This window comes from Opitutaceae bacterium, from assembly GCA_015075305.1.
Classification (GTDB): Bacteria; Verrucomicrobiota; Verrucomicrobiia; order Opitutales; family Opitutaceae; genus UBA6669.
Window position 1 is genome coordinate 374,768 of sequence record JABTUS010000001.1, and the last position, 21,456, is coordinate 396,223.

Sequence of the window (21,456 nt, forward strand, 5' to 3'; positions counted from 1 at the left end):
TAAGGGGTCAAACCTCACTTTTCGCATTCGGGGATGCTCCAGCCACGATTCAGAGGGTGCGGTCATCAAGATCCCGGGGGCGGTTCAGGTTGTGAAACCAGGCTTCCTCACGGGGGGCAACCGGGCGCGTGAAGAGTTTTCCACGATCGCCGGCACTTGCAAGCAGCCGCTGCAGCGACCGCCCTCCCCCAAGCATGGCATCCCGCCACCCGGCCATCCATGAACGCGGGTAGACGGATGCCAGCGGCTCGAACGATCCATCCGCGAGCCGTCCGCAGGCGCCCGAATCCACCCGGCATTCTCGAGCCAGCTCCCGCAGCCAGTCGACCGGCAGCCACGGCAGGTCGACCGCCAGGACAAACAGGTGCGAGGCCGTGCTTCGCTCGAATGCGGCCAAAATCCCGGCGATCGGACCCGCGCCAGGGACAGTGTCGTGCACGCAATGGATTTCGCCAGCAGCCCAGTCCTGGTCCCTCCTGACCGATAGAAAGACCCTCCGCGCACCAGCCTCCACAAGCATCGAGTGCTGGCGCTGCCAGAGCAGGCGGCCGTCGCGCAGCGCGAGACAGGCCTTGTCCGTCCCCATGCGGCTCGACTTCCCCGCTGCGAGAAGCACCCCATCGAAGCTCAGCCCGTGGCTTGACGGCGCATTCACGACCTCAGCCGCTTTCCGGAAGAAATGTCGGGAAGGAAACCCCACGGCGTGGCGGACAGCAGCCGAGGCACTGCGCCATGTGCAGCTCCACATTGCGCGAGCCCCAGGCGTAGGCCGTGCGAACCAGCTTCTCCGCCGCGCACGGCGCCAGGATGAGCGGTGCCCTGCCACGCAGGCTGTCCAACGCGACCCAAAGCAAAGCCAGGGCAGCATCGTCGTCAACCGCCGCACCAGGGCCGATCTTGAGGTTGCGCTCATCGTGGCTCGCCACAAGAAACCCCTGCACTTCACCCGCCGGAGTCTCCTGCAGCCAGGTGCGCCATGACCCCGACTTCCCCGTGAGGAAATAGTGATAGTCTTTCTCGCGGGAAATTCCCTGGAGTTGCAGTTCAAGACCGGCCATGGCGGCGCAGTCGGCGGGTGTCGCGCTGCGCACACGCGAGATCCCCTCCGGCGGATCCGCCCGCAGGCCTCCCGCAGGGACATTCACCGTCAGATCCTGGTAGAGCGTATGTGGGACAAAACCGAGCCGCGTGTACAAGGAGAAGGAATCGAGATTCAGAGCGCTGGAGACAAGGCGCACGGGTTTGCCTTCCCGCTTCGCCCGAAGTATCACGGGTTCGATGAGCGCACGCGCCACGCCCCGCCCCTGCGCCTCCGTCGCCGTGGCCACAATGCCGATGGAGATGTGAGTGGGTCTGGGATGCACGAAACACACGCCGATGACGGCGCCGCTGGATCGGTCGCGCGCGACCAAGGCCTCGCCGGGATCCAGTTCGTCATAGACTTCGGGGATCACCAAAAAGGGCGTGTGGGTTTCGCCGAATCGTTCCCCCTGCCCCAGCCGTTGCTGGTACCAGTTGTAAAGGGAGGAATGCAGCAATCGGGCAACCGCATCGTGCTCCCCAGCCTGCAGTGGCTCAATGGTGAACGTTTGCCGGGTTGTTATGCTGCTCATGGTTTCGCGCGCGGATTCAGCGGGTAAGCCGGTAAACCAAAATTGCCGTGCGCTTGACGAGCTCGGGGGCGCTTGAAAGATCCGCCCACTCCGATGGCGCATGCGCCCCGCCTCCCCGCAGGCCAAGACCGTCGATCGCGGGAAGCGGGGGCGTCACAAAGGCCATATCCCCCGCCCCGCGGCCCTTTGGATCAAGCGCGGCAAAGCCATGTGAACAGGCTGCCACCACAATCAATGCACCCAGGACGCGGCGAATGCTCATGGAACCACCAGATCAGTGCGGAAGCCCCGAGTCGAGTCCCGGCGCAGCGAACCCTCCAGGACGCGAATTCGTTCTGCGTCGCGGGAGTTGCGCGCGATCGCAACGTCACTAGATTGACGGCAATGAACATCACGCATGATCCCGGGCGACACCTTTTCCAGCTATCGCTTCCCGAAGGTGATGCAGTCCTTGAGTACGCGCTGGTTCCACCGAATGCCGTCAATTTTGTCCACACCTTCGTGCCAGAGACCCTGCGTGGTCGCGGCTACGCGGAGGAACTCGTGAAGGCGGGTCTCGCCTGGGCGCAGTCGCAGTCGCTGCAGGTGACGGCATCATGCAGTTATGTGGCGCGGCACCTGAAGCGTCATCCGCTCGGGCGGCAGGAATCGCACAGCCGCGCAACGGCCGGCTGATGCGACAGCCTGACAACCCGACGATCGCGGCCACATTCGACGCCCGAACTCAAGCGCCATCCCTCTTTCATCGTGGAATTCAAAGACTACTACGCCACTCTCGGTGTTCCCAGAAGCGCATCCGCAGAGGATCTGAAAAAGGCCTTCCGCCAGCTTGCCAGAAAGTATCATCCGGATGTCGCCAAGGACAAGCGTGGCGCCGAGGAGAAGTTCAAGGAAATCAACGAGGCCTACGAGGTGCTCGGCGATCCGGAAAAGCGCAGGCGGTATGACACCCTGGGGGCTGACTGGCAGGAAGGTTTTCCACCGCCCCGACGCGGCAGCCGCCGGCCCGCCGGGCAGCCGGATGAGGAGCAGGCCTACGAGTTCAATTTCGGGGGCAGCACCGGCTTCAGCGATTTCTTCGAGCAGTTCTTTGGGCAGCGAAGCCGGGGCAGGCGCATGCCGACGATGGATGAGGACGATCCCTTTCGCGGGGGCGCGCGCGGATCCATGCGGGGGCGTGACATCGAGGGCGACATCATGGTCACGCTGCGCGAGGTGCTGAACGGGGCGGTGCGGGCCATCAGCCTGCAGCGCAGCGACCCCCATACGGGAGAGATCGAGACGCAGACCTTGAAGGTCAAGATTCCCGCGGGTGTTCGCGAGGGACAGATCATCAGGGCCCGTGGAAAGGGCAGTCCCGGGACCGGCCGTGGTGATCCGGGCGATCTGCTGCTGCATGTGCGCCTCGCCGCCGATCCTGATTTTCGGGTGCATGGCTCCGACCTCTATTACGACCTCTCCATTCCCTCATGGAATGCGGTCCTCGGTTCGACGGAGAAGGTTCCCACCCTCAGCGGGCGCATCGCCATCAAGATCCCCCCGGGAACGCCTGATGGACACTCCCTGCGAGTGAAGGGACACGGGCTCCCCACAACGGGCAGCACGGTTCGCGGGGATCTCTATGTCGTGATCTCGATCACAGTGCCCGCACAGGTGTCTCCCGAGGAACGTGCGCTTTGGGAAAAGCTGCGGACCCTCTCGGGCGCACGAACCTGACAAGCCCAATCCGGCCGGTTGCTTGACCGGAAGGGGCGCCCGCGGATCAGGCCATTTTCAGCGACCTGGACTTGCGATCATAAACAACCCTGCGGCCCGTCTCGTAGGATCGCACCGCCATCAGCACGGCGACGGCGTGCTGATAGCCCGCGTCGATTGAAGCGTGCGGCGTCCTGCCGTCGCGCATGCACTGGAGCCAGTTCAGAAAATGATCCGGCTGATCGATCGGCTTGACCTCGTTCTGTCCGCGAATCCTGCCATCGCGACGGCCGCCCCCTTCCGCGCTGTAGGTGGGCGCGTTCCAGTTGTCCATCTTGAGCACACCCTTGTCGCCAAAAAACTTCCGGGTGTTGCCGTAGCCATTGCCGAAATTGTTCGAACTGGTGAGCAGAAATCCCTCGGGATAAATCCAGCTCCCCTGCACGCAATCCGGAACGGTGAAGCGATTCTCGTCCTTCCAACTGAAAATGCCGCCGTTGCACATGCAGGAATCCGGGATGCTGCAGGCCGTCACATAGTGCGCGAGATCCAGAAAATGCGCACCCCACTGCGGAATCGGCCCCTGGCAGAATTCGTAATAGCCATACCACGCCGCAAACTGACGGGCATTGAACGGACGCTTCTCACGATCGCCAAGAAATTCGTTCCAGTCCAGATCCTCCTTCCTCACCTCCGGTTCCCGCGAGAGGTAGGGATACCAGTAGGGCTGCTCGCCATTGCGACACTCCTCGATGCGGGAAAGTTTCCCGAGCAGGCCGCTGGTGACCACTTCGCGGGCCCCCACAACCGACGGAAGGCTTCGAAGCTGCGTGCCAACCTGCACGACGGTGCCGGCTTGCTTCACCGCGTCACAGGCGCGCACCAGTTTGTCCATCTCGGTCGCGAGCGGCTTCTCGACGTAAATGTGTTTTCCCGCCTTCGCAGCCGCCTCCAGGTGGGTGGTGTGGTGAAAATCGGGGGACGCGATCATCACGGCATCCAGTCCGTTCATCGCGAGAAGATCCCGGTAGGTGGTGAAGGCCTTCGCCTCGCGCCCAAACCATTCCTTGACCATCGCATTCGCATTCTCGCGGGCCACCCGCCAGGGGTCACAGACGGCGACTATCTCAAAATTCGTCTCCTTGACGAATTTGTGGATCCCCACCATGTGCGCCTTTCGACCGCGCTCACCGCAGCCGATGATGCCAATGCGAATGCGGTCATTCGCGCCAATCGAACGCGTGCGCTCCGCTGCGGTCAGTCCCGCAAAACCACCGGAAAGCGCGGTTCCCGCGGCAAGCGCGGCGGAAGTCTTGATGAAATTTCGGCGGGGAACCTGGGTCGAAGATGCTGAAAACGGGATTGGGTTTTTCATGGGTGGAATTGCGAACGTGAATCTTAACAAACTGGTTCGCTCATCCGTAAATTCAAAGTGAAAAATGCTCACATCGTACACCCCAAAAGCGCGGAAACATCGCGGATCATGCCGATATTCCCAAACCGCTGCCAGGGATCGACAATCCGACGGTGCCAGAAGGGTTTGGTCTTGGGCATCTTGTCGACCGCGGCCACGGATGCCCGCAGGATATTCACACAGATTCAACAATTCATTCCCGCCACCTGCGTATTTCCCCGACTTGCGATGGGGAAAAACCCGGATGGAACCTCCACGTAGTTTCGCGTATCTTCACCGCCATGAAGATCCGTTCCCGCGAAGAAATCATCAGGACGCTGCCACCCGATGTGGAGATGTCGCCGGCCACCTACACAGCCTGCAACGGCCTGCTGCATTTCACCCTTCCTGAATCCTCGGAGCGACTGTTTCTCGACATCTCGCTCTCGCAATGGCTTTCAATCGACCGCACCGCACCAGCGGTGCAGGAAGTGGTCAGCCAGCTTTTTGGGGTCCTCAAGAGGCTCGGCGTGCAGATAAACGACCTTCGTGAGTGGCTGTTTGACCAGTCGGTGAATGCCATCGACCGCTGCATCAGCGGCGACACCTATGGCAATGTGATCGTCGCGTCTTCACGCAATGGCAACGGCGTGATTTCCTTCCACTGCAGATTTCTGTGAGGGGCTTCTGATAGAGCCGTGACCCCGCCGCTCCTCTGGACGGCGGGGTCTCTTGCTTGCGCGAACCGCTTCTGGCGTCGCGAAGCTGCATTTTCACGGCGATGCAGGGCGGCACGCAGCGGTCGTTGCCAAAACTTACGACTCGCGCTCGGCGAAGGGGCCATCGAAAGTAGGCGTTCGCTCATGTGCAACTGCTGCTTCGATTCTCCATGGCTACCATCCCTTCGAAACCTCGAATCCTCACCACAACCGTCGGTTCATACCCGATCCCGGACTGGCTCGCCGCGCTCCCCAGCGAGCAGGCGGTCATCGATGCGACACGCGTCGTCTTCGACATCCAGAGACAAGCCGGCATCGACCTCCCGACGGACGGGGAACTCTACCGCTTCGACGTCAACCACCCGGACACGAATGGCATGATCGAATACTTCATCCGTCCGATGGCCGGCGTTTCGTCGGTGGTCGGTCGCTCAGTGACGGATGAATTCTCACGCCACCACCCGATGGGTTTTCGTCGCAAGCCCGCGGGTGTGGCTGTGGGCCCTCTGGGAGAGGGTTCGCTCAATCTGCTCGCCGACTGCCAGCGCGCCGCATCCGTCTCCGGAGGGGCGTTCAAGTTCACAGTGACGAGCCCCTACATGCTCGCACGCACGCTGCTCGACCACCACTACGGCAGCTTCGAGGCTCTGACCATGGCCCTGGGCGAGGTGCTGGCCGCGCAGATGCCACGGCTGCCCGCCGCCTGCATCCAGGTCGACGAAGCCAACATCCCCGGCAATCCTTCGGATGCTCCGCTCGCCGCGAAATCGATGAATCTCGTGCTCGATGCGATCGACAAGGGGACCGAGCGCGCGGTCCATTTCTGTTTCGGCAACTACGGCGGACAGACCATCCAGAAGGGGAACTGGAGAAAGCTGGTCGCCTTTCTCAATGCGCTGCACACCGACCACCTGGTGCTCGAACTGGCGCACCGCCCCTCGGGCGATCTCGATGCTCTCAAGCACATCGACAAAAAAATCGCGATCGGTGTTGGCGTCGTCGACATCAAGGTGAATCACATTGAAACGCCGGACGAAATCGCCGCACGCATTGCGGCCGTTGAAAAGAAAGTTGGCTCCGGTCGTGTGCGCTGGGTGCATCCGGACTGCGGTTTCTGGATGCTCAAGCGTTCGATCGCCGACAGGAAAATGGAGGCGCTGGTCAGGGGTCGCGACCTCTACCTGGGACGCTAACCACGCCCAATCGCGACGCTCCCCTGTTGCCAACGCGTCAGATCCGCGCACCTTTTCCGGACGTGTATAGCACTTCCGGCAAGGTCATCGTGGAGGATTGGGGTCGGACCCACTATGATGACGCGCTCGCGCGCCAGCTGACATTGCTGGAGGATCGGCTTGCCGGCAGGCGCGGCGACACGCTCGTTTTTACGGAGCATGATCCTGTCTTCACTGTGGGTCTGCGCTCTGGCGCCGATACGCACCTCCTCTGGAACGAAACGGAACTGACGGCGGCCGGAGTCTCGGTGAGGCAGACCAACCGCGGAGGCGACATCACCTATCACGGTCCCGGTCAGTTGGTCGCCTACCCCATCGTCTCCCTGGAGCGCAGAAAGGATCTGCACGCCTACCTCCGTTTTCTCGAGGACGTGCTCGTCGACACCGTGGCGTCCTTTGGCCTGAACGCGGCGCGCCGCTCCGGCAGGACCGGCATTTGGATCGAACAGCGCAAGATCGCCGCGATCGGCGTGGCCGCGCGACGCTGGGTCGCGTATCACGGTGTGGCGCTCAACGTTTCTCCCGATCTTGGTCATTTCGCCGGCATCATCCCCTGCGGCATCAGCGCGTCGGACGGTTCCGTCACCTCACTGGTCCGGGAAGGCGTCGCCGACGCGACGCTCGACCAAGCGAGAGCAGCCTTCACTGCAGCCTTCGTCCGGCGCTGGGAGGGATGAGTTGCAACGGAGAGCCCCGTGCCCTGCTCCCAATTGATGTTTTTCGTCCCGCAGGCGGGCAGACTTTGAACTCGAAGCGACCCGGCCATGCGGTGGAACGCGGAGGATCGCGCAATGCTCTCTTGCGCGACAGTTCCCTCTGTGCATGATTCTGTGCATGCCATTCAAGACGATTTCACTCTCTGAGGACGCATACCGCAAATTGAAGAAGGCGAAACGCACTCCACGGGAGTCGTTCACTGAGGTCGTCCGTCGTGCATCCTGGGATGAACCGGCCGAAACCATGGGAGAGGCACTGGACCTGCTCAAAGCCGAGTTCGGCGGAGGCAACACCACCATCACGGCCGGGGAACTGGAGAATTCGAGGCGCTTGCATGCCCGCCGCAGTTCCCCGCGCTAGTGTTCTGTTGCTGAAATGACTAGACTTAAAAGTCGTTATCGTTCAACCTGCAAGCATGAGCAGGAAACCGACGATTCTGACGGTCACGGCAGACCAACGTGGCGTTTTGGAGCGCTGGGTGGGCGCGCACGGTACGCCCCAGCAGGTGGTGAAGCGCTGCCGGATCATTTTGCGCAAGGCCGAAGGGCTGGACGATGCCACGATTGCGGAGGAGCTGGAGGTGAACCGGCACACCTGCCGGCTGTGGCGCCAGCGCTTTGTGTCCGCAGGTCCGCAAGGATTGTGGGACGTGGCGAATGGCCGCGGGCGCAAGCCGCGCCGAGGGCTGGCGAAAAGGATCGTCGAAGCGACGCTGCACACGAAGCCGCCGGGGCGGACGCACTGGAGCGCGCGAACCCTGGCGAAGGCGCAGGGCGTGCATGCGAGCACAGTCGCGCGTATCTGGCAGGAGCATGGGTTGCAGCCGCACCGACAGGAGACGTTCAAACTCTCCCGCGATCCACAGTTTGTGCCCAAACTGCTCGATGTGGTGGGCGTTTACCTCAACCCACCGCAAAACGCGGTGGTGCTCTGCGTGGACGAGAAAAGCCAGATTCAGGCGCTGGATCGCACGCAACCAGGCCTGCCGCTGAAGCGCGGTCGCTGCGGCACCTGGACGCACGACTACGTGCGCCATGGCACGACCACGCTGTTTGCCGCATTGAACGTGGCCGCCGGCAAGATCAGCGGCCACTGCTTCCCGCGCCACCGGCACATCGAGTTCCTGAAGTTCCTGCGACAAATCGACGCGGAATATGCCGAGGCGGACGAGCTCCATCTTATCGTCGACAATTACGGCACCCACAAACACGAGCGGGTGCAGCGCTGGCTCGCCCGGCGTCCACGCTTCAAACTGCACTTCATTCCCACCAGTTCGAGCTGGCTCAATCTGGTGGAGCGCTGGTTTGCCGAACTCACCGGCAAGGCGGTGCGTCGCGGCAGCTTCTCCAGTGTTCCCGATCTGATCAACTCGATCACCCGCTTCATCGAGCAATGGAACCAGGAGCCCACGCCATTTGTTTGGACCGCCAAGGCGGAGGACATCCTTGCCAGGATCGAACGCTGTCGTCGCCGGCTCGAGGCCATCCAGCCCGGTTGCACCCGGCGAAAGCCGCGCAAGAAGGCCGCATGATATATGTATAGTCATTTCCGCGACAGAACACTAGATGTTTCTCCTGGATACCAATTTTCTGATAGACCTGCACGACGAGTTGCGCGGCGATCCTTCGAAAGGCGGCCCGGCGCAGCGATTCATGGAGGAGCATCGCTCGCACCCAATGGCGATCAGCGCGGTGACAGCCAATGAATATGCGGCGGGCATACACAACGAACGGGAGGCGCGCCGCTTTCTGCGCCGCTTTCGGCTGATTGCCCTTGGACGAGACATCGCCCTGCTGGCATCTGGAATAGACCGCAATCTGTCATCCAAGGGACTGCGCCTTGGCGAGAATGACACCTGGCAGGCCGCCGTGGCGCTTCGTTTTGACCTGATCCTCGTGACAGATGACTCCGATTTCGACCGGATCCCCAGTCTCAAGCATCGCAGCTATCGCAATGCCTGAAATGAAGAAGCCTCGCATCCGCAGCGATGCGCGCTCCCTGGAAAAAACTGTGTTCAACCCTGTCCAACTGTGGTTCAAGTGATACCTTTGCTGATCATGGACACCTCCCGCAAACCCGCCTGGCTGCGCGCCAAACTTCCCAGTGGCCCGGGCTACAGCGCCGTGCGGAAGCTCGTCGACGAAAACAAGCTGCACACCGTCTGCCAGAGCGCGCAATGTCCGAACCTGGGTGAATGCTGGTCGCGCGGCACGGCGACGGTTATGATCCTCGGCAACATCTGCACCCGTTCCTGCAACTTCTGCGCCATTCAGACCGGACGTCCCAGCGAGGTTGATTTCGGCGAACCCGCGCGGGTAGCCGACGCCGTTGCCAAAATGGGACTGAAGCACTGCGTGATCACCAGCGTTTCCCGGGACGAACTCACCGACGGAGGCGCGGGCATCTGGGCAGCCACGATTCGCGCGGTTCGCCACCGAAACCCGCAGACCGCCATCGAGGTGCTGGTTCCCGATTTCAAGGGACGCCTTGAACTGGTGGATCTCGTGCTCGACGCAAGGCCGGACATCTACAACCACAACCTGGAGACCGTGGAGCGGCTGCAGAAGCCGGTGCGCGTCCAGGCCCGTTATGACCGCTCACGCTCCGTGCTTCGACGCGCGAAAAGCAGGGGCTTCACCACAAAGACCGGCATCATGCTCGGACTGGGTGAAACGCTGGACGAAATCGAACGGACGATTCGCGACGTCGCGGCGGACGGGACGGACATTCTCACCATCGGGCAGTACCTGCAGCCGACGCCCCAGCACTGGAAGATAGACCGCTGGGTTCATCCCGACGAATTCATTCGCTGGAAGGAGTTCGGGCTGTCCATCGGCATCGGCGTGGTCGAGAGCGGCGCGATGGTCCGCTCCAGCTACCACGCCGACGAGCAGTCGCAGAAGTACACCGGTATCGAACATCTCAATACAGCCAATTCCCTGGCGGAAGCCTGAACGGGAGAACCCGATCCGCTCCAGTGGCGGCCTGAGCGCGGACCGGTTCGGGACGGATACTGGCTTGTGATTGAAATTGAATGCAGCAAGCTTGGGGTGCCATCAAATCCCGGCCTGCAAATCCCCCCATGCTGACTCGAAAGATGATCGTCCGAAACTGGCTTCCTCGCTACACAGGGGTGCCATTGAAGGACTTTGGTGATTATGTCCTGCTGACTAATTTCCAGCGCTACGTGGAGTTGTTCGCCAGGTTGCACAAGGTGCCAGTGCAAGGCCGTGAAAAACCGATGCCGAGCGCAACCGCAGGACGAATCACGATCATAAATTTCGGCATGGGAAGCGCCACTGCCGCGACCATTCTCGATCTGCTTTCGGCGATTTCTCCAAAGGCTGTTCTGTTTCTCGGGAAATGCGGGGGGATCAAACACCGTGCCGTTGTGGGAGATCTCATTCTGCCCATCGCCGCGATCCGAGGTGAAGGCACCAGCAACGACTACTATCCTCCCGAGGTTCCCGCCCTGCCAGCCTTTGCGCTGCAGAAGGCGATTTCCACGACGATTCGCGATCACAAGCGCGACTATTGGACCGGCACCGTTTACACGACGAACCGCCGCGTCTGGGAGCACGACACCCGGTTCAAGGCGTACCTCAAGCGCATTCGCGCCATGGCCATCGACATGGAGACAGCCACAATTTTCATGACGGGCTTCTTCAACGAAATCCCCACAGGCGCGCTGCTGCTGGTTAGCGATCAGCCCATGTTTCCCGAAGGAGTGAAGACCGCCGCGAGCGATGCCGCAGTCGATGAAAAGTATGTCGGCGACCACCTGCGCATCGGAATTGATTCCCTCAAGCAGCTCATCAATCAGGGGCTGACCGTGAAGCACCTCAAGTTCTGAGATCAAATCACCTCGATCCAGAACGGTACAAAGCGCTCCTTTCCCTGAACCGAAAGCTGCGACCAGATCACATATTGCCCGGCTTTTGGGATGGTCACCCTGAAACTCAGCCTGGGACGAACCCCCGTGAGCGGTTTGCTGATGTCGGTCTCGTTCGGATGGAGATGCGCGAAGCCACCGCGCTCCACGTCGAAGGCAACCAGATGGGCAAACGCATCCATCACCGTATCCAGGGTGATGGTCGCCTCCCCTGCGCGCGACACCGTCAGATTCAGTTCCGCTGCCGCACCCGCCCTCACCGGCCCATCCTTCGAAGCCAGTTCGAAGCGCCAGCCATCCTTGTCCACAACAACCGTCGGGAGCGTTTCGGATGCCGAATTTCGACTCAACACGGGCCCCGCCACCTGAAGGTTGGCATGGGCATACAGCCCACGCCCCGTGGCAACCGGAGTGAAGTCAGAAAAGATCCGGTAGTTGCCACCCGCACGAGGCTTAAATGAAAACGCCCATTCCCCCGGGGTCCCTGTGGGCTTGGGATGCACGTGCTGATAATCCGTGAGGGACGGATCCACGATGAGCAGATGCAGCTTCTCCGTGTGGGCGACAACGAGATCCTCGGGACCAAGCGACTTGCCCGTGGAGGTGGCCAGACGAACGGTCGCATTGACGGTCACTGCCGCTTCGGGCGGAGTGGCGGTCAGCACCGTCATCACCACCGGCGAGCGCACGGCAACGACCGGTATGAACTGGGGGTTGGAAGGATCGCAGAATTCGATCGAGTTTCCGCCTTTCACGGCGAAATCCATGTGGCTGAGATTTGTCCCCGTTGGGAGGAGTCGGAACGTCACATAGGCGGCCAGCGCCAGCGCCGTGATCCCGGCCACCTGGCGCTTCTGGGCTGCCGTCAGCGCATGCGTCATGACGCGCCCTTCCCGCCGTGGTTCATTTTCCCCACGAATTCCTCCACGCTCCAGGAGCTTCCATCCGCCCTCCAGACTATGGTGCCCTTCTCGTTGATCAGTATCGTCGCGAGCGTGTGATTGATCAAATCCCCCTTGAATTCGGCGATCACTCCAAACTGCGTGAGCAATGCGCGGATCGCCTCCTCCGGTCCGGTGAGGAACGAATAGTTCGAAGTATCGATTCCACGCGCGGACGCATACTGCTTCAGCACACCCGGCGTATCGAAGGTGGGATCGAGCGAGATCGAAATCAGTTCAAGGTTGGTGATTCCCTCCTTCTTCGCCCTGGCCTGCACCTGCTGGAATCTCGTGACGGCGGCCGGGCACATCGTGGCCACCGGACAGCGCGTGAAGATGAAGTTGACCAATACCTGCCGGCCTCGAAAACGATCGGATTGCACGACGGTTCCGGTCTGGTCATAGAGTGTGAACGATGGGGTGCTCTCCCCGACTTCGCGATAGGCGCTTCGCCCACGAATCGTCGTGTCTTGGAGAAGCGACGCGGTGCCTGCCGCAACCTTCGAGGTGGCGACTGCCTCCGCCGGCCAGATTTTTTCCAGGAGAAGATCGCCGCCCTCATTGGAAACCATCTCCGCGGTGATGTGCTGACCCTCCTTCGCATTCGCAAGATCTCCGGGCGACACAATGAATTCCATCGTCATCGCCGGCATGTAACCCGGAATCTCCTCGTGTTTCACGATGAGTCTCCCTCGATCGAGTTCTATGCCAATGATCTCGCCCTTCAGGGGATAACGGGCTCTGGTCTTGCCCGCCCCATCACCGTTCGGAGCAGTGTGCTCTCTTGGTTGGCTGCATCCCCAGGCGATTGCTATCGCAACCGCAATGAAAGTCATGCCTGCAACCTGCAGCAGATTTCGGACGGTGGAACGGCGCGACAAAAGGTGCTTCGACTCCATAGGGAACTACCGATCCGCGCAGAGGAATAAATTGTCAAAGCGATAGGCATGCTTACGATGGCCGGCTTCAACATTTGTCGTCCAGCATGTCACTGCTTCGCCCGCTCAACCGCACCCGCACCTATCAGCCCGGTCTGGCCTGGTGCGCCGCTGCGGGCACGGCCTGGGTTTTTGTCCTGGTCACGCTTGGCGCATTCACCACCAGCATTGGTGCGGGCATGGTGTTCCCGGACTGGCCGCTTTCCAACGGATCATTGAACCCTGACGGCTGGCTTCACGATCTTGCGATGTTCTCCGAACACTCGCACCGCCTCAGCGCGGGCCTGATCAGTGCTGTGACCATCGGCATCGCGGTCGCCGTCTGGTTCAAGGACTCGCGCCCGCGCATGCGAAAACTCGCCTGGCTCGCGGTCGGACTGGTCCTCGCCCAGGCCACTGTCGGTGGCCTTCGGGTGCTCATGGATCACCTGCACGTCGAAACCGTGGACACCAGCGTCGGACGCCTCTTTGCAATGGTACACGCGACGCTGGCGCAACTCTACATCTGTTCGCTCATTGCCATCTCACTCTCCCTCAGCCGGCCATGGCTGGAATCAACCAGCGGCCGCATGCGCGGACGCCCCTCCTGGCAGGGCACGGCAGTCATCTGCACCAGTCTGCTTGTCGTTCAACTTGCTGTTGCAGCGGTGATGCGGCACAGCTTCGCCGGCACTGCAATAACCACATTTCCATGGAGCACGCCGCAGGGAGATCTGCTTCCGGCGGCATGGAATTTCCGCGTGGCGATTCATTTCGCCCACCGCATGATCGCGGTGGTCATCACCCTGGCGCTCGTCCTGCTGGTTGTCCGCATCTCGCGCGATCCGGCGACATCGCTCCGGGTCAAGGCCCTCGCCTGGATGCTTCTGGTCTTTCTGGCGGTCCAGATAACCCTGGGTGCCGCCGCAGTCCTCACCTATCGGAATCCCTACTTCACCACCAGTCATGTCGTGGTCGGCGCGCAAACCCTCGCGCTGAGCTTCGGACTGACGTGGTGGTCGTTTCGCCCCGGCAGGGAAGCAAGCCGGGCCGCCACCGCACCTGCGCGCGGACTCCGCACGCAACCCACTTCAGTCGCATGAATGATCTGAGCGCCACTGCAGCCGCAACACACGGGCCCGCCGCCAAGGCGGCGCTTGCCGACTATTTTGAACTGACCAAGCCGCGGCTCAGCCTTCTTTCAATTCTGACCGCAGCAGTCGGTTACGCCGCGGCGCGCGGCGGGTGGGACACGTTGCTCTTTGCCTTTGCCATGCTCGGGACGTCTCTGTGCGCGGCCGGTGTCGCCGCGCTCAACCAGTGGATGGAGGCCGACACCGATGCGCGCATGACCCGCACCGCCAACCGACCGTTGCCGTCAGGAAGGGTGGCGACAGGATCGGCTTTTGTTCTCGGGTGGGGTCTGTGCGCAACAGGGCTGGCCGTGCTTTTCAAGCTGGTGAATGGCACCAGCGCACTGTTCGCACTGCTGACCATCGTCAGCTACCTCGCACTCTACACGCCCGCGAAACGCATCTCGCGCTGGAGCACCGAAATCGGCGCCGTGGCGGGCGCATTTCCCCCGTTGATCGGCTGGGCGGCCGCTGAACCGGCCTCTCCGGCCCTCGGATGGCTGCTTTTTTGCATACTGCTTTTCTGGCAAATCCCCCATTTCATGGCCATCGCGTGGATCCACCGCAGGGATTACGCGACTGTAAATTTTCCGATGCTTCCCGTGCGCGACGCCGGCGGGCGGGCCACCGCGATCTGGTCGCTTGTCAACACCCTCGCGGTTGTCATCTGCTCGGCAATGCCATGGATGCTCGGGCTGGCTTCAGTCTGGTATCTCGCCGGCACTCTGGTCCTCGGTGCCTGGTTCATTGTCAGGGCGCTTCGTTTCCTGTCGCCCGTGGACCGCGAATTTTCCGCGCGAAGCCTGTTCCTTGCATCGATCATCTGGCTCCCGCTGCAACTCGGCGCGCTGGTCGCAGACCGGCTGATCTTCTTTTAGTCGCGTGCTCACGGTACAGGACATTCCCGCACTCAACGCGGCGCTCAATGCAACCGCGGCCGTCTTGATGACGACAGGGTACATCTTCATCCGCAGGAAGCGGGTCGCCGCCCACCGGGCCTGCATGCTGTCAGCCGGATTTGTTTCAGCGGTCTTCCTCATCAGCTATGTCGCGCACAAGATCCTCGTGCGCGGCGTGCACACACCGTTTGGAGGTGAAGGATGGATACGGGGCGTGTATTACGTCATGCTGCTGACGCATGTCCTGCTTGCCATGGCGATTGCCTATCTTGTCCCGAGGACCTTCCTCCTCGCGTTGACCGGCCAGATCGACCGCCACCGCCGATGGGCGCGCTGGACCTTCCCGATCTGGCTCTACGTAAGCGTAACAGGCGTGCTGGTCTACTGCTTCCTGTATCGCTGGTGGCCTGCCGCGCCTCCGCCCGCATAACCAGTCCGCTGCCCGGATCGAACGCGAAGCGCCAGTAGCATCGGGCGCATCCGCCCAGCCCGCGCCTCAGCGGCGCGCACTCCCACGCACGAACCGTGAGCCATGTCAGGGCCAACAAAAAGGGCTCCGCTTGAAACGCGGAGCCCGGGTATTGGATGGGAATTGGTCTACGTCGCCTTACTTGACCACGAGAACACCCTTCATGCCCGACATGGCATGAGCCGGAAATGAACAGACAAAGGGATATTCACCCGGCTCGGTTGGGGCATTGAAGCTGACCTCGTCGACTTCCTTCGGGCCGAGCAGCTTCGTGTGAACGATCACCTTGCCGGCTTCGGACGCCGGAACGTAATCAGTCGCCTTTGCTGTGACTGCGACCGTGCAGAATGCGATGGGATCCGTGCCCGCCTTGAGCAGCACCCAGTTGTGCCCCATGGCTTCCTTGGGAAGAGTGCCCTTGTTGTGCAAGGCAACCTTGAGGCTTTCCCCCGGAGTGGCTTCAATCCGGGTGACGGAGAACTTCATTGTGTCAGAAGCGTCGATGTTGATCACGCGCGGGCCCGCGGCGGGAGCGGAGGCCGATGCAGCCGGCGCCGATGACGACGCAGCGGGAGCAGCGCTCTCATTCTTGGAACAGCCCACAACCAGGACCAGGGAAAACAGTGTACCGAGGAGGAATGTTGATTTCATGTGCCCAGACATCCTACCCAAACCGGATCCAAGTGCAACCTATAGATTTCTCCAAAAATTCCATTCGTTGGCGACTGCCTTCGCCTCCAGGTCACAAGCCCAAAATGCACAACCCCCGTCTGCACGAGGCAGACGGGGGTTGGCGGGTTGATGCCGTCGTTTGACGGTACGAACTACTTTCTCGATTAGCTCAGGAGACGGAGGGCTGTCTGGGCCGAACCGTTCGCCTGCGCGAGCATCGCGGTGCCGGCCTGCACAAGTGTGTTCCATCGCGCGAGCTGCGTGGACTCCTGTGCAACGTCGACATCGATGATGCGGCTGTTGGCTGCCTCAATGTTCGTCTTGTTGACCGTGATCAGTTCGGAGGCGAATCCAAGGCGGCTTTGTTCCGCACCGTTGGCGGCACGGAAGGTCGCCACGTTCTGCAGAGCCGACGTGATGTCGGTCAGCGTGACCGCGCCCAGATTCGTCACCGACGAGGCCGTCAAGGCGCCCACACCGGTGGACGTGCTGGTGAGATCGCGCCCTGCCAGGGTCACCGTCGTGCCACCATCCTCGGTCACCTGAACCGAGAACGACGCGCTGGTGCCAAACATCGCCCGTCCATTGAACTTCTCGCTTGAGATGGCCGTGAGCTGCGCCTGCAGAGCGGTGAACTCCGAGTCATAGTTGGCCAAATCGCTCGAGTTCTTGGTCGGATCGGCGTAGAGCGTCTTGAGTTCGCTGATGCGGTCGAGCACCTTGCCGGCAACCTTGAGTGCGCCGTCCTGGGTCTGGAGCAGCGACACTGAGTTGCCGATGTTGGTGGCCACCGCGCCCGCGCGCTTGGCGGTCGCCGCCAGCTTCATTGAGACGGCGAGACCGCCGGCGTCATCGGCCGGGGAGACGATTTTCGAGCCGCTCGAGAGCCGGTTGAGGCTCTTCTGCAGCATGCTGTTCGAGGCCGCGAGATTGTTGGAGGCAATCGTCGCGGAGTAGTTGGTATTGATAACAACTGACATGGTAGTATCTTTCCTTGATGAGTGCGACGTCCGTCGTCGCCACGGGCCTGAAAAAACGGCGCAGACCGCGCCGATCGGGGCAGTTGCCCCAAAATGTCACCCTGCGAGGGCAAACCGGCTGAAGTGGTCACCAATCGAAAGCCTGCTCGTGCAACCCCGCACGAGCGCTGTCAACACCCTGTCAAAGAACGAAAGAAGGACGCGGTGCCGGCGGCAGCCGGCGTCTTCGAAAGAACCGCGGTTCAGTTCCGACGCATTCCGGAACGACCGGCATGCGTCATTCTCCCCGCGTGTGAATGCGCGCTATTGCAGGAGTCGGAGGGCGGATTGCGTGCTCTGGTTGGCCTGCGCCAGCATCGCAGTGCCCGCCTGCACCAGCGTGCTCCAGCGCGCGAGTTGTGTGGATTCCTGGGCGACATCCACATCCATGATGCGGCTGTGGGCGGCCTCGAGATTGGCCTTGTTCACAACGAGCAGTTCCGTCGCAAAGGTCAGGCGACTCTGTTCCGCGCCATTTTGCGCACGGAATGTCGCGACGTTCTGCAGGGCCGCGGTAACATCGGAAAGATTGAGCTGGCCGAGATTGGCCACGCTCGAGGCGACGAGCGCCCCGATGCCGGTCGCCGTGCTGGAAAGGTCCCGCGCGGCAAGAGTCACTGACGACGTGGTGTTGCCATCCTCCGTGACCATGACCGTCAGGGTCGAGGTGCCGAAGAGGGAGCGGGCGTTGAAGGTCTCGGAGGACAACGCCGACAACTGCGCCTGGAGTGCATTGAACTCCGAGTCGTAGTTGGCCAGGTCCGTGGCGTTCTTGGTCGGATCGGCGTAGAGCGTTTTCAGTTCGCCCAGGCGATCGAGGACCTTGCCGGCCACCTTGAGAACACCGTCCTGCATCTGCAGGAACGAGATCGTGTTGTTTATGTTGATCGCAGCGGCACCCGATCGACGGGCGGCGGCGCTGAGTTTCATTGCGACAGCCAGACCACCGGCATCATCGGCCGGGCTGACGATCTTGGAGCCACTGGAAAGCCGGTTCAGGCTCTTCTGCAGGCTCGAGTTTGAGGACGCGAGGTTGTTCGCCGCAATGGTTGCGGCCGCGTTCGTATTGATGACGACTGACATGGTATCTTCCTTGATTCTGAATACCCATCCGTAGGGTGACGTAACCGAAGGGGGAGTCGGTTCGCTCCGGCTGCGCTCATCGCGTAGTTGCGGGTACTAACGGATCGACCGCTCAGTGACTTTAACAGGATCAGTCAATTTTTCCAATACACCTCATCACCTCAAGAATCCTTCCCGCCGTGACGAATGATTCCGCTGCAACCGCTCTCGGTCTGAATCAACGTCAATCTCGATCAAAATGGCCGGCCTACAGCTGACAGGACTCGCTTCCGGATTCGACTGGAAATCCCTTGTGGACAACCTGATGGAGCTCGAACGCACGCCAATCACGCGCCTGCAGGCTGAAAAAACAATCAATGACCGCAAAGTCACCGCGCTCTCGGGCCTCGGCACGAAGCTTGCGGAATTGAAGACCGCGTCGGCTGCGCTGAAAGCCTCCGGACTTTTCAGCGGTCGCTCGGCAGCATCAACCACAAACAACTCCAACTGGCTGGCCATCGCAGGCCCTGGCACCGCCACCGGCAACTACACTTTCAACATCCTCGAGCTGGCCACCAGCAGCCGCCGCGCCGGTGCGTCGGACGTGGGCTCAGGAATTGCAGCTACCGCCGACGTTTCCGGTGTCACCCTCGCCACACTTCCCACCGCAACGGCAGTCAGAGCCGGCACCTTTGCGGTCAATGGAAACGCCGTGACCATTGATCTCACTGACTCACTCGCCGATGTCTTCAACAAGATTTCGACGGCCACAGGCGGCGCCGTAACGGCCGCCTACAATCCGACGACCGACAGGATCGAGCTCAACAGTCCGTCGGAAATAGTCCTTGGCGCAGCCAACGACACCTCAAACTTTCTTTCCGCAACCCGGCTGGCAAACAATGGCACCGGTGCGATCAGCAGCACCACCGCACTGGGAACGACGCAGTTGACAAGACCGCTCGTGGACGCGCGCCTGAGGAATGCGATCACAGCGGTCGACGGCACCGGCGCCGGATCATTTTCGATCAACGGCGTCAGCATCAGCTACAACGTCAACACGGACTCCCTCTCGACCATCCTCGGAAAGATCAACGGATCGTCGGCAGGCGTGATCGCCAGCTTTGACTCGATGAACGATCGCCTGGTGCTGACCAACAAGACCACCGGGGACACCGGGCTGGCCGTGAGCGAAGCCTCGGGAGGTCTGCTCGATGCACTCGGACTCACGGGATCCTCCACCCTTGAGCGCGGAAGGAATGCGCGCTACACGGTCAACGGAGGCCCCGAGCTCACCAGTGCGAGCAACACGCTCGATGCAGACTCCCACGGCATCGAGGGCCTTGCAGTGACGGCGCGCAGCCAGACATCGGAAACGATTGCAGTGACTGCGAACACGGAGGCAATGCGCAAGGGGATTGATGACTTCATCACCAAGTTCAACGCCGTTCAAACCTACATCGACGAACAGACCAAGATCACGACCTCCAACGGCAAGGTCACCGCGGCGCTGCTAAGCTCGAACCGGGAGATCCAGGACTGGGCGCGAACCCTCCGGACATCCGCCTTTGGCTCGATTTCTGGACTCGACGGCACCATCAAGCGCCTCGAGGACCTCGGCATCGACTTCACTTCCGGAACTTCAAGTCTCGCCGTCAAGGACGGTGCCAAGCTCGACACCGCACTCCAGAAAAATGCGGGCGACATCGAACGTTTCTTCAATCTGGAAACAACAGGCTTCTCCGCAAAGTTCGCCACATTCATCGACAATACGATCGGGCTCACGGGAACCGGCGGTGCGCTTGGCTCGCAGACAACAGCGCTCAACAACAATTCGAAGGGCATCGATGACCAGATCGCCGCGATAGAACGCCAGCTCGCGCAAAGGAGATCCCTTCTCGAAGCAAGCTTCATTGCGATGGAGACGGCTCAGGCGAAACTGCAGCAGATGCAGGCTCAACTCGCGAGTGCGTTCAGCCAGCCCACGACGAAATGATTCGCCGAACCGTCATCGAAGCTCTCGCCATCGGGATTGTCAGTCTGGCTCTGGCCGGATGCGAGACGCCACCCAGAATTGATCATGCTCGCACGGGCCCTTATTTTGTTCCCGCGAACGTCCGTGGAGTCGACCGCCTTCCTGCGACTGTGAGGCGCATCGCCATCCTGCCGGTTGCAGGACTCCCGTCCATCCCCGAACAAAATCTGGCGCGGCTGGATGAATCATTCTCGGCCGAGCTCAATCGTTCCGCACGCGCCGAAACAGTCGCGATCCCACGCGACCTGTTGATGCGTCTCGCCGGCTCGCGACAGCTTTCAAGCACGGATGTCCTGCCGCACAATTTTTTCCCGAGACTGAAAGGTTCGACCTCCGCCGATGCCGTTCTATTTGTCGATCTGACCGCCTATTCTCCCTACCCTCCACTTAAACTTGGCATACGATCCAAGCTCGTGGACATCTCGACGGGGGAAATCCTCTGGGCATTCGACAATCTCTTCGATGCGAATGAGGCGTCAGTGGTCAATTCGGCACGCAGGCACTATCTTGACTCAAATCCCTCTTCCGTCGGAACGGGCGATTTAAGTTCAACCGTCTTGCAGAATCCGACCCGTTTCGGCAATTACGCGGCCCACGCAACCTTCGTAACATTACCACCCCGGTAAGATTTTGACGCAATTTTCTCAAGCACACCGCCAACAGGCCGATTTCAATCCCTAGCAAACAACCAGATCACGGCGTTCCCTGACACTACTTTCGAGGGCTGACCGTACCACCCACGGAATCCAACCATGATACATCCAACGTCCCAGAGCCTGGGCTCTCATCGCGCCGGCACCCTGCCGCAAATAAACGGGCACGCCGCTCCTCAGAACAAGGTCGAGTCGTCCCAACCGGACTCACTTTCGATCTCACATGCGGAGACGCTCCACAGAGCGCTCGAGGCCAATCCCGAAATCCGCCCTGAGATGGTGGAACTCGGCCGCAAGCTTGCAGCCGATCCGAGTTATCCGCCGCTTGAGATCATCGAGCAACTTTCAAAGCTGTTCCTCAATTCAGCCGATCCTTCGGAGTCAGTCTGAATCCACCT

General features: G+C 61.1%; 25 protein-coding genes. 16 read left to right on the top strand and 9 right to left on the bottom strand.

Annotated elements, in window-relative coordinates:
- Positions 1-49: 49 nt before the first annotated feature.
- The 3 genes from HS122_01420 to HS122_01430 are packed head-to-tail and all read right to left on the bottom strand — an operon-like array spanning position 50 to position 1,875.
- Positions 50-655 carry a molybdenum cofactor guanylyltransferase gene (locus HS122_01420; GenBank protein MBE7537057.1) on the bottom strand — a complete coding sequence of 202 codons (606 nt, stop codon included), beginning with the start codon at positions 653-655 and terminating at the stop codon, positions 50-52.
- A 4-nt stretch (positions 656-659) separates the two neighbouring features.
- Positions 660-1,613 (bottom strand): GNAT family N-acetyltransferase, encoded by a 954-nt coding sequence (locus tag HS122_01425; GenBank protein ID MBE7537058.1) that lies wholly within the window; start codon positions 1,611-1,613, stop codon positions 660-662.
- Positions 1,614-1,629: 16 nt separating this feature from the next.
- A complete protein-coding gene (locus tag HS122_01430; protein ID MBE7537059.1) occupies positions 1,630-1,875 on the bottom strand; it encodes a hypothetical protein in 246 nt (81 codons plus the stop codon).
- Between the two features lie 122 nt (positions 1,876-1,997).
- Here HS122_01430 and HS122_01435 point away from each other — a divergent pair, with 122 nt between their 5' ends.
- Complete coding sequence (locus HS122_01435) at positions 1,998-2,288, top strand: N-acetyltransferase (protein MBE7537060.1); 291 nt, start codon at positions 1,998-2,000, stop codon at positions 2,286-2,288.
- Between the two features lie 72 nt (positions 2,289-2,360).
- Positions 2,361-3,329, top strand: coding sequence for a J domain-containing protein (locus HS122_01440; GenBank protein MBE7537061.1), 969 nt, complete (start codon positions 2,361-2,363; stop codon positions 3,327-3,329).
- Positions 3,330-3,375: 46 nt separating this feature from the next.
- Here the strand turns inward: HS122_01440 and HS122_01445 are convergent, their stop codons facing one another.
- Positions 3,376-4,683: a Gfo/Idh/MocA family oxidoreductase gene (locus HS122_01445; protein MBE7537062.1), complete on the bottom strand. Its 1,308-nt coding sequence runs from the start codon at positions 4,681-4,683 to the stop codon at positions 3,376-3,378.
- A 320-nt stretch (positions 4,684-5,003) separates the two neighbouring features.
- On the opposite strand from HS122_01445, the gene HS122_01450 reads away from it, so the two are divergent.
- The 8 genes from HS122_01450 to HS122_01485 all read left to right on the top strand — a co-directional run bounded on the left by HS122_01450 (position 5,004) and on the right by HS122_01485 (position 11,222).
- The gene (locus HS122_01450) at positions 5,004-5,381 is read left to right on the top strand and encodes a hypothetical protein (GenBank protein ID MBE7537063.1); all 378 of its coding nucleotides are present in this window, start codon (positions 5,004-5,006) and stop codon (positions 5,379-5,381) included.
- A 209-nt stretch (positions 5,382-5,590) separates the two neighbouring features.
- Entirely contained in the window at positions 5,591-6,613 is a 1,023-nt protein-coding gene (locus HS122_01455) for a cobalamin-independent methionine synthase II family protein (protein MBE7537064.1), read from the top strand.
- 23 nt (positions 6,614-6,636) lie between these two features.
- Positions 6,637-7,329: a lipoyl(octanoyl) transferase LipB gene (gene lipB, locus HS122_01460; GenBank protein ID MBE7537065.1), complete on the top strand. Its 693-nt coding sequence runs from the start codon at positions 6,637-6,639 to the stop codon at positions 7,327-7,329.
- 157 nt (positions 7,330-7,486) lie between these two features.
- Complete coding sequence (locus HS122_01465) at positions 7,487-7,729, top strand: hypothetical protein (protein MBE7537066.1); 243 nt, start codon at positions 7,487-7,489, stop codon at positions 7,727-7,729.
- Between the two features lie 55 nt (positions 7,730-7,784).
- Complete coding sequence (locus HS122_01470; protein MBE7537067.1) at positions 7,785-8,900, top strand: IS630 family transposase; 1,116 nt, start codon at positions 7,785-7,787, stop codon at positions 8,898-8,900.
- Positions 8,901-8,934: 34 nt separating this feature from the next.
- Positions 8,935-9,330 (top strand): type II toxin-antitoxin system VapC family toxin, encoded by a 396-nt coding sequence (locus tag HS122_01475; protein MBE7537068.1) that lies wholly within the window; start codon positions 8,935-8,937, stop codon positions 9,328-9,330.
- Between the two features lie 96 nt (positions 9,331-9,426).
- Positions 9,427-10,323, top strand: a complete 897-nt coding sequence (gene lipA, locus HS122_01480; GenBank protein MBE7537069.1) for a lipoyl synthase — start codon at positions 9,427-9,429, stop codon at positions 10,321-10,323.
- Between the two features lie 128 nt (positions 10,324-10,451).
- Positions 10,452-11,222: an AMP nucleosidase gene (locus HS122_01485; protein ID MBE7537070.1), complete on the top strand. Its 771-nt coding sequence runs from the start codon at positions 10,452-10,454 to the stop codon at positions 11,220-11,222.
- A 2-nt stretch (positions 11,223-11,224) separates the two neighbouring features.
- Here HS122_01485 and HS122_01490 read toward each other — a convergent pair whose 3' ends face one another.
- Together HS122_01490 and HS122_01495 are read right to left on the bottom strand one after the other, a co-directional pair.
- Positions 11,225-12,142 (bottom strand): hypothetical protein, encoded by a 918-nt coding sequence (locus HS122_01490; GenBank protein MBE7537071.1) that lies wholly within the window; start codon positions 12,140-12,142, stop codon positions 11,225-11,227.
- Complete coding sequence (locus HS122_01495) at positions 12,139-13,038, bottom strand: SCO family protein (protein MBE7537072.1); 900 nt, start codon at positions 13,036-13,038, stop codon at positions 12,139-12,141. The genes HS122_01490 and HS122_01495 overlap by 4 nt, the downstream gene beginning before the upstream one ends.
- Before the next feature lie 149 nt (positions 13,039-13,187).
- Between HS122_01495 and HS122_01500 the strand changes: the two genes are divergently transcribed.
- From HS122_01500 to HS122_01510, 3 genes are read left to right on the top strand one after another with little or no spacing between them, the layout of a single operon-like run.
- Entirely contained in the window at positions 13,188-14,222 is a 1,035-nt protein-coding gene (locus HS122_01500) for a COX15/CtaA family protein (protein ID MBE7537073.1), read from the top strand.
- A 5-nt stretch (positions 14,223-14,227) separates the two neighbouring features.
- A complete protein-coding gene (gene cyoE, locus HS122_01505; protein ID MBE7537074.1) occupies positions 14,228-15,130 on the top strand; it encodes a protoheme IX farnesyltransferase in 903 nt (300 codons plus the stop codon).
- A gap of 4 nt (positions 15,131-15,134) precedes the next feature.
- Positions 15,135-15,581: a DUF420 domain-containing protein gene (locus HS122_01510; protein MBE7537075.1), complete on the top strand. Its 447-nt coding sequence runs from the start codon at positions 15,135-15,137 to the stop codon at positions 15,579-15,581.
- A gap of 177 nt (positions 15,582-15,758) precedes the next feature.
- Here the strand turns inward: HS122_01510 and HS122_01515 are convergent, their stop codons facing one another.
- The 3 genes from HS122_01515 to HS122_01525 form a co-directional block, all read right to left on the bottom strand.
- Positions 15,759-16,271, bottom strand: a complete 513-nt coding sequence (locus HS122_01515) for an azurin (GenBank protein MBE7537076.1) — start codon at positions 16,269-16,271, stop codon at positions 15,759-15,761.
- A 185-nt stretch (positions 16,272-16,456) separates the two neighbouring features.
- Positions 16,457-17,272 (bottom strand): flagellin, encoded by an 816-nt coding sequence (locus HS122_01520; protein MBE7537077.1) that lies wholly within the window; start codon positions 17,270-17,272, stop codon positions 16,457-16,459.
- Positions 17,273-17,575: 303 nt separating this feature from the next.
- Positions 17,576-18,394, bottom strand: a complete 819-nt coding sequence (locus HS122_01525; protein ID MBE7537078.1) for a flagellin — start codon at positions 18,392-18,394, stop codon at positions 17,576-17,578.
- 238 nt (positions 18,395-18,632) lie between these two features.
- Between HS122_01525 and fliD the strand changes: the two genes are divergently transcribed.
- The 3 genes from fliD to HS122_01540 all read left to right on the top strand — a co-directional run bounded on the left by fliD (position 18,633) and on the right by HS122_01540 (position 21,448).
- Entirely contained in the window at positions 18,633-20,366 is a 1,734-nt protein-coding gene (gene fliD, locus HS122_01530) for a flagellar filament capping protein FliD (GenBank protein ID MBE7537079.1), read from the top strand.
- Positions 20,363-21,031, top strand: coding sequence for a hypothetical protein (locus HS122_01535; protein ID MBE7537080.1), 669 nt, complete (start codon positions 20,363-20,365; stop codon positions 21,029-21,031). Before fliD ends, HS122_01535 begins: the two co-directional genes overlap by 4 nt.
- Before the next feature lie 126 nt (positions 21,032-21,157).
- The gene (locus HS122_01540; GenBank protein ID MBE7537081.1) at positions 21,158-21,448 is read left to right on the top strand and encodes a hypothetical protein; all 291 of its coding nucleotides are present in this window, start codon (positions 21,158-21,160) and stop codon (positions 21,446-21,448) included.
- The last annotated feature ends 8 nt before the right edge of the window (positions 21,449-21,456 follow it).

Bases quoted from the DNA above. Each gene is read 5' to 3' on its own strand.
- HS122_01475 (MBE7537068.1), top strand. From the start codon at position 8,935: ATGTTTCTCCTGGATACCAATTTTCTGATAGACCTGCACGACGAGTTG.
- HS122_01485 (MBE7537070.1), top strand. From the start codon at position 10,452: ATGCTGACTCGAAAGATGATCGTCCGAAACTGGCTTCCTCGCTACACA.
- HS122_01520 (MBE7537077.1), bottom strand. From the start codon at position 17,272: ATGTCAGTTGTTATCAATACCAACTACTCCGCGACGATTGCCTCCAAC.
- HS122_01445 (MBE7537062.1), bottom strand. From the start codon at position 4,683: ATGAAAAACCCAATCCCGTTTTCAGCATCTTCGACCCAGGTTCCCCGC.
- HS122_01455 (MBE7537064.1), top strand. From the start codon at position 5,591: ATGGCTACCATCCCTTCGAAACCTCGAATCCTCACCACAACCGTCGGT.
- HS122_01540 (MBE7537081.1), top strand. From the start codon at position 21,158: ATGATACATCCAACGTCCCAGAGCCTGGGCTCTCATCGCGCCGGCACC.
- HS122_01425 (MBE7537058.1), bottom strand. From the start codon at position 1,613: ATGAGCAGCATAACAACCCGGCAAACGTTCACCATTGAGCCACTGCAG.
- HS122_01535 (MBE7537080.1), top strand. From the start codon at position 20,363: ATGATTCGCCGAACCGTCATCGAAGCTCTCGCCATCGGGATTGTCAGT.
- lipA (MBE7537069.1), top strand. From the start codon at position 9,427: ATGGACACCTCCCGCAAACCCGCCTGGCTGCGCGCCAAACTTCCCAGT.
- HS122_01490 (MBE7537071.1), bottom strand. From the start codon at position 12,142: ATGACGCATGCGCTGACGGCAGCCCAGAAGCGCCAGGTGGCCGGGATC.
- fliD (MBE7537079.1), top strand. From the start codon at position 18,633: ATGGCCGGCCTACAGCTGACAGGACTCGCTTCCGGATTCGACTGGAAA.
- HS122_01465 (MBE7537066.1), top strand. From the start codon at position 7,487: ATGCCATTCAAGACGATTTCACTCTCTGAGGACGCATACCGCAAATTG.
- HS122_01495 (MBE7537072.1), bottom strand. From the start codon at position 13,038: ATGACTTTCATTGCGGTTGCGATAGCAATCGCCTGGGGATGCAGCCAA.
- HS122_01450 (MBE7537063.1), top strand. From the start codon at position 5,004: ATGAAGATCCGTTCCCGCGAAGAAATCATCAGGACGCTGCCACCCGAT.
- HS122_01430 (MBE7537059.1), bottom strand. From the start codon at position 1,875: ATGAGCATTCGCCGCGTCCTGGGTGCATTGATTGTGGTGGCAGCCTGT.
- HS122_01525 (MBE7537078.1), bottom strand. From the start codon at position 18,394: ATGTCAGTCGTCATCAATACGAACGCGGCCGCAACCATTGCGGCGAAC.
- HS122_01515 (MBE7537076.1), bottom strand. From the start codon at position 16,271: ATGAAATCAACATTCCTCCTCGGTACACTGTTTTCCCTGGTCCTGGTT.
- HS122_01435 (MBE7537060.1), top strand. From the start codon at position 1,998: ATGAACATCACGCATGATCCCGGGCGACACCTTTTCCAGCTATCGCTT.
- HS122_01500 (MBE7537073.1), top strand. From the start codon at position 13,188: ATGTCACTGCTTCGCCCGCTCAACCGCACCCGCACCTATCAGCCCGGT.
- HS122_01470 (MBE7537067.1), top strand. From the start codon at position 7,785: ATGAGCAGGAAACCGACGATTCTGACGGTCACGGCAGACCAACGTGGC.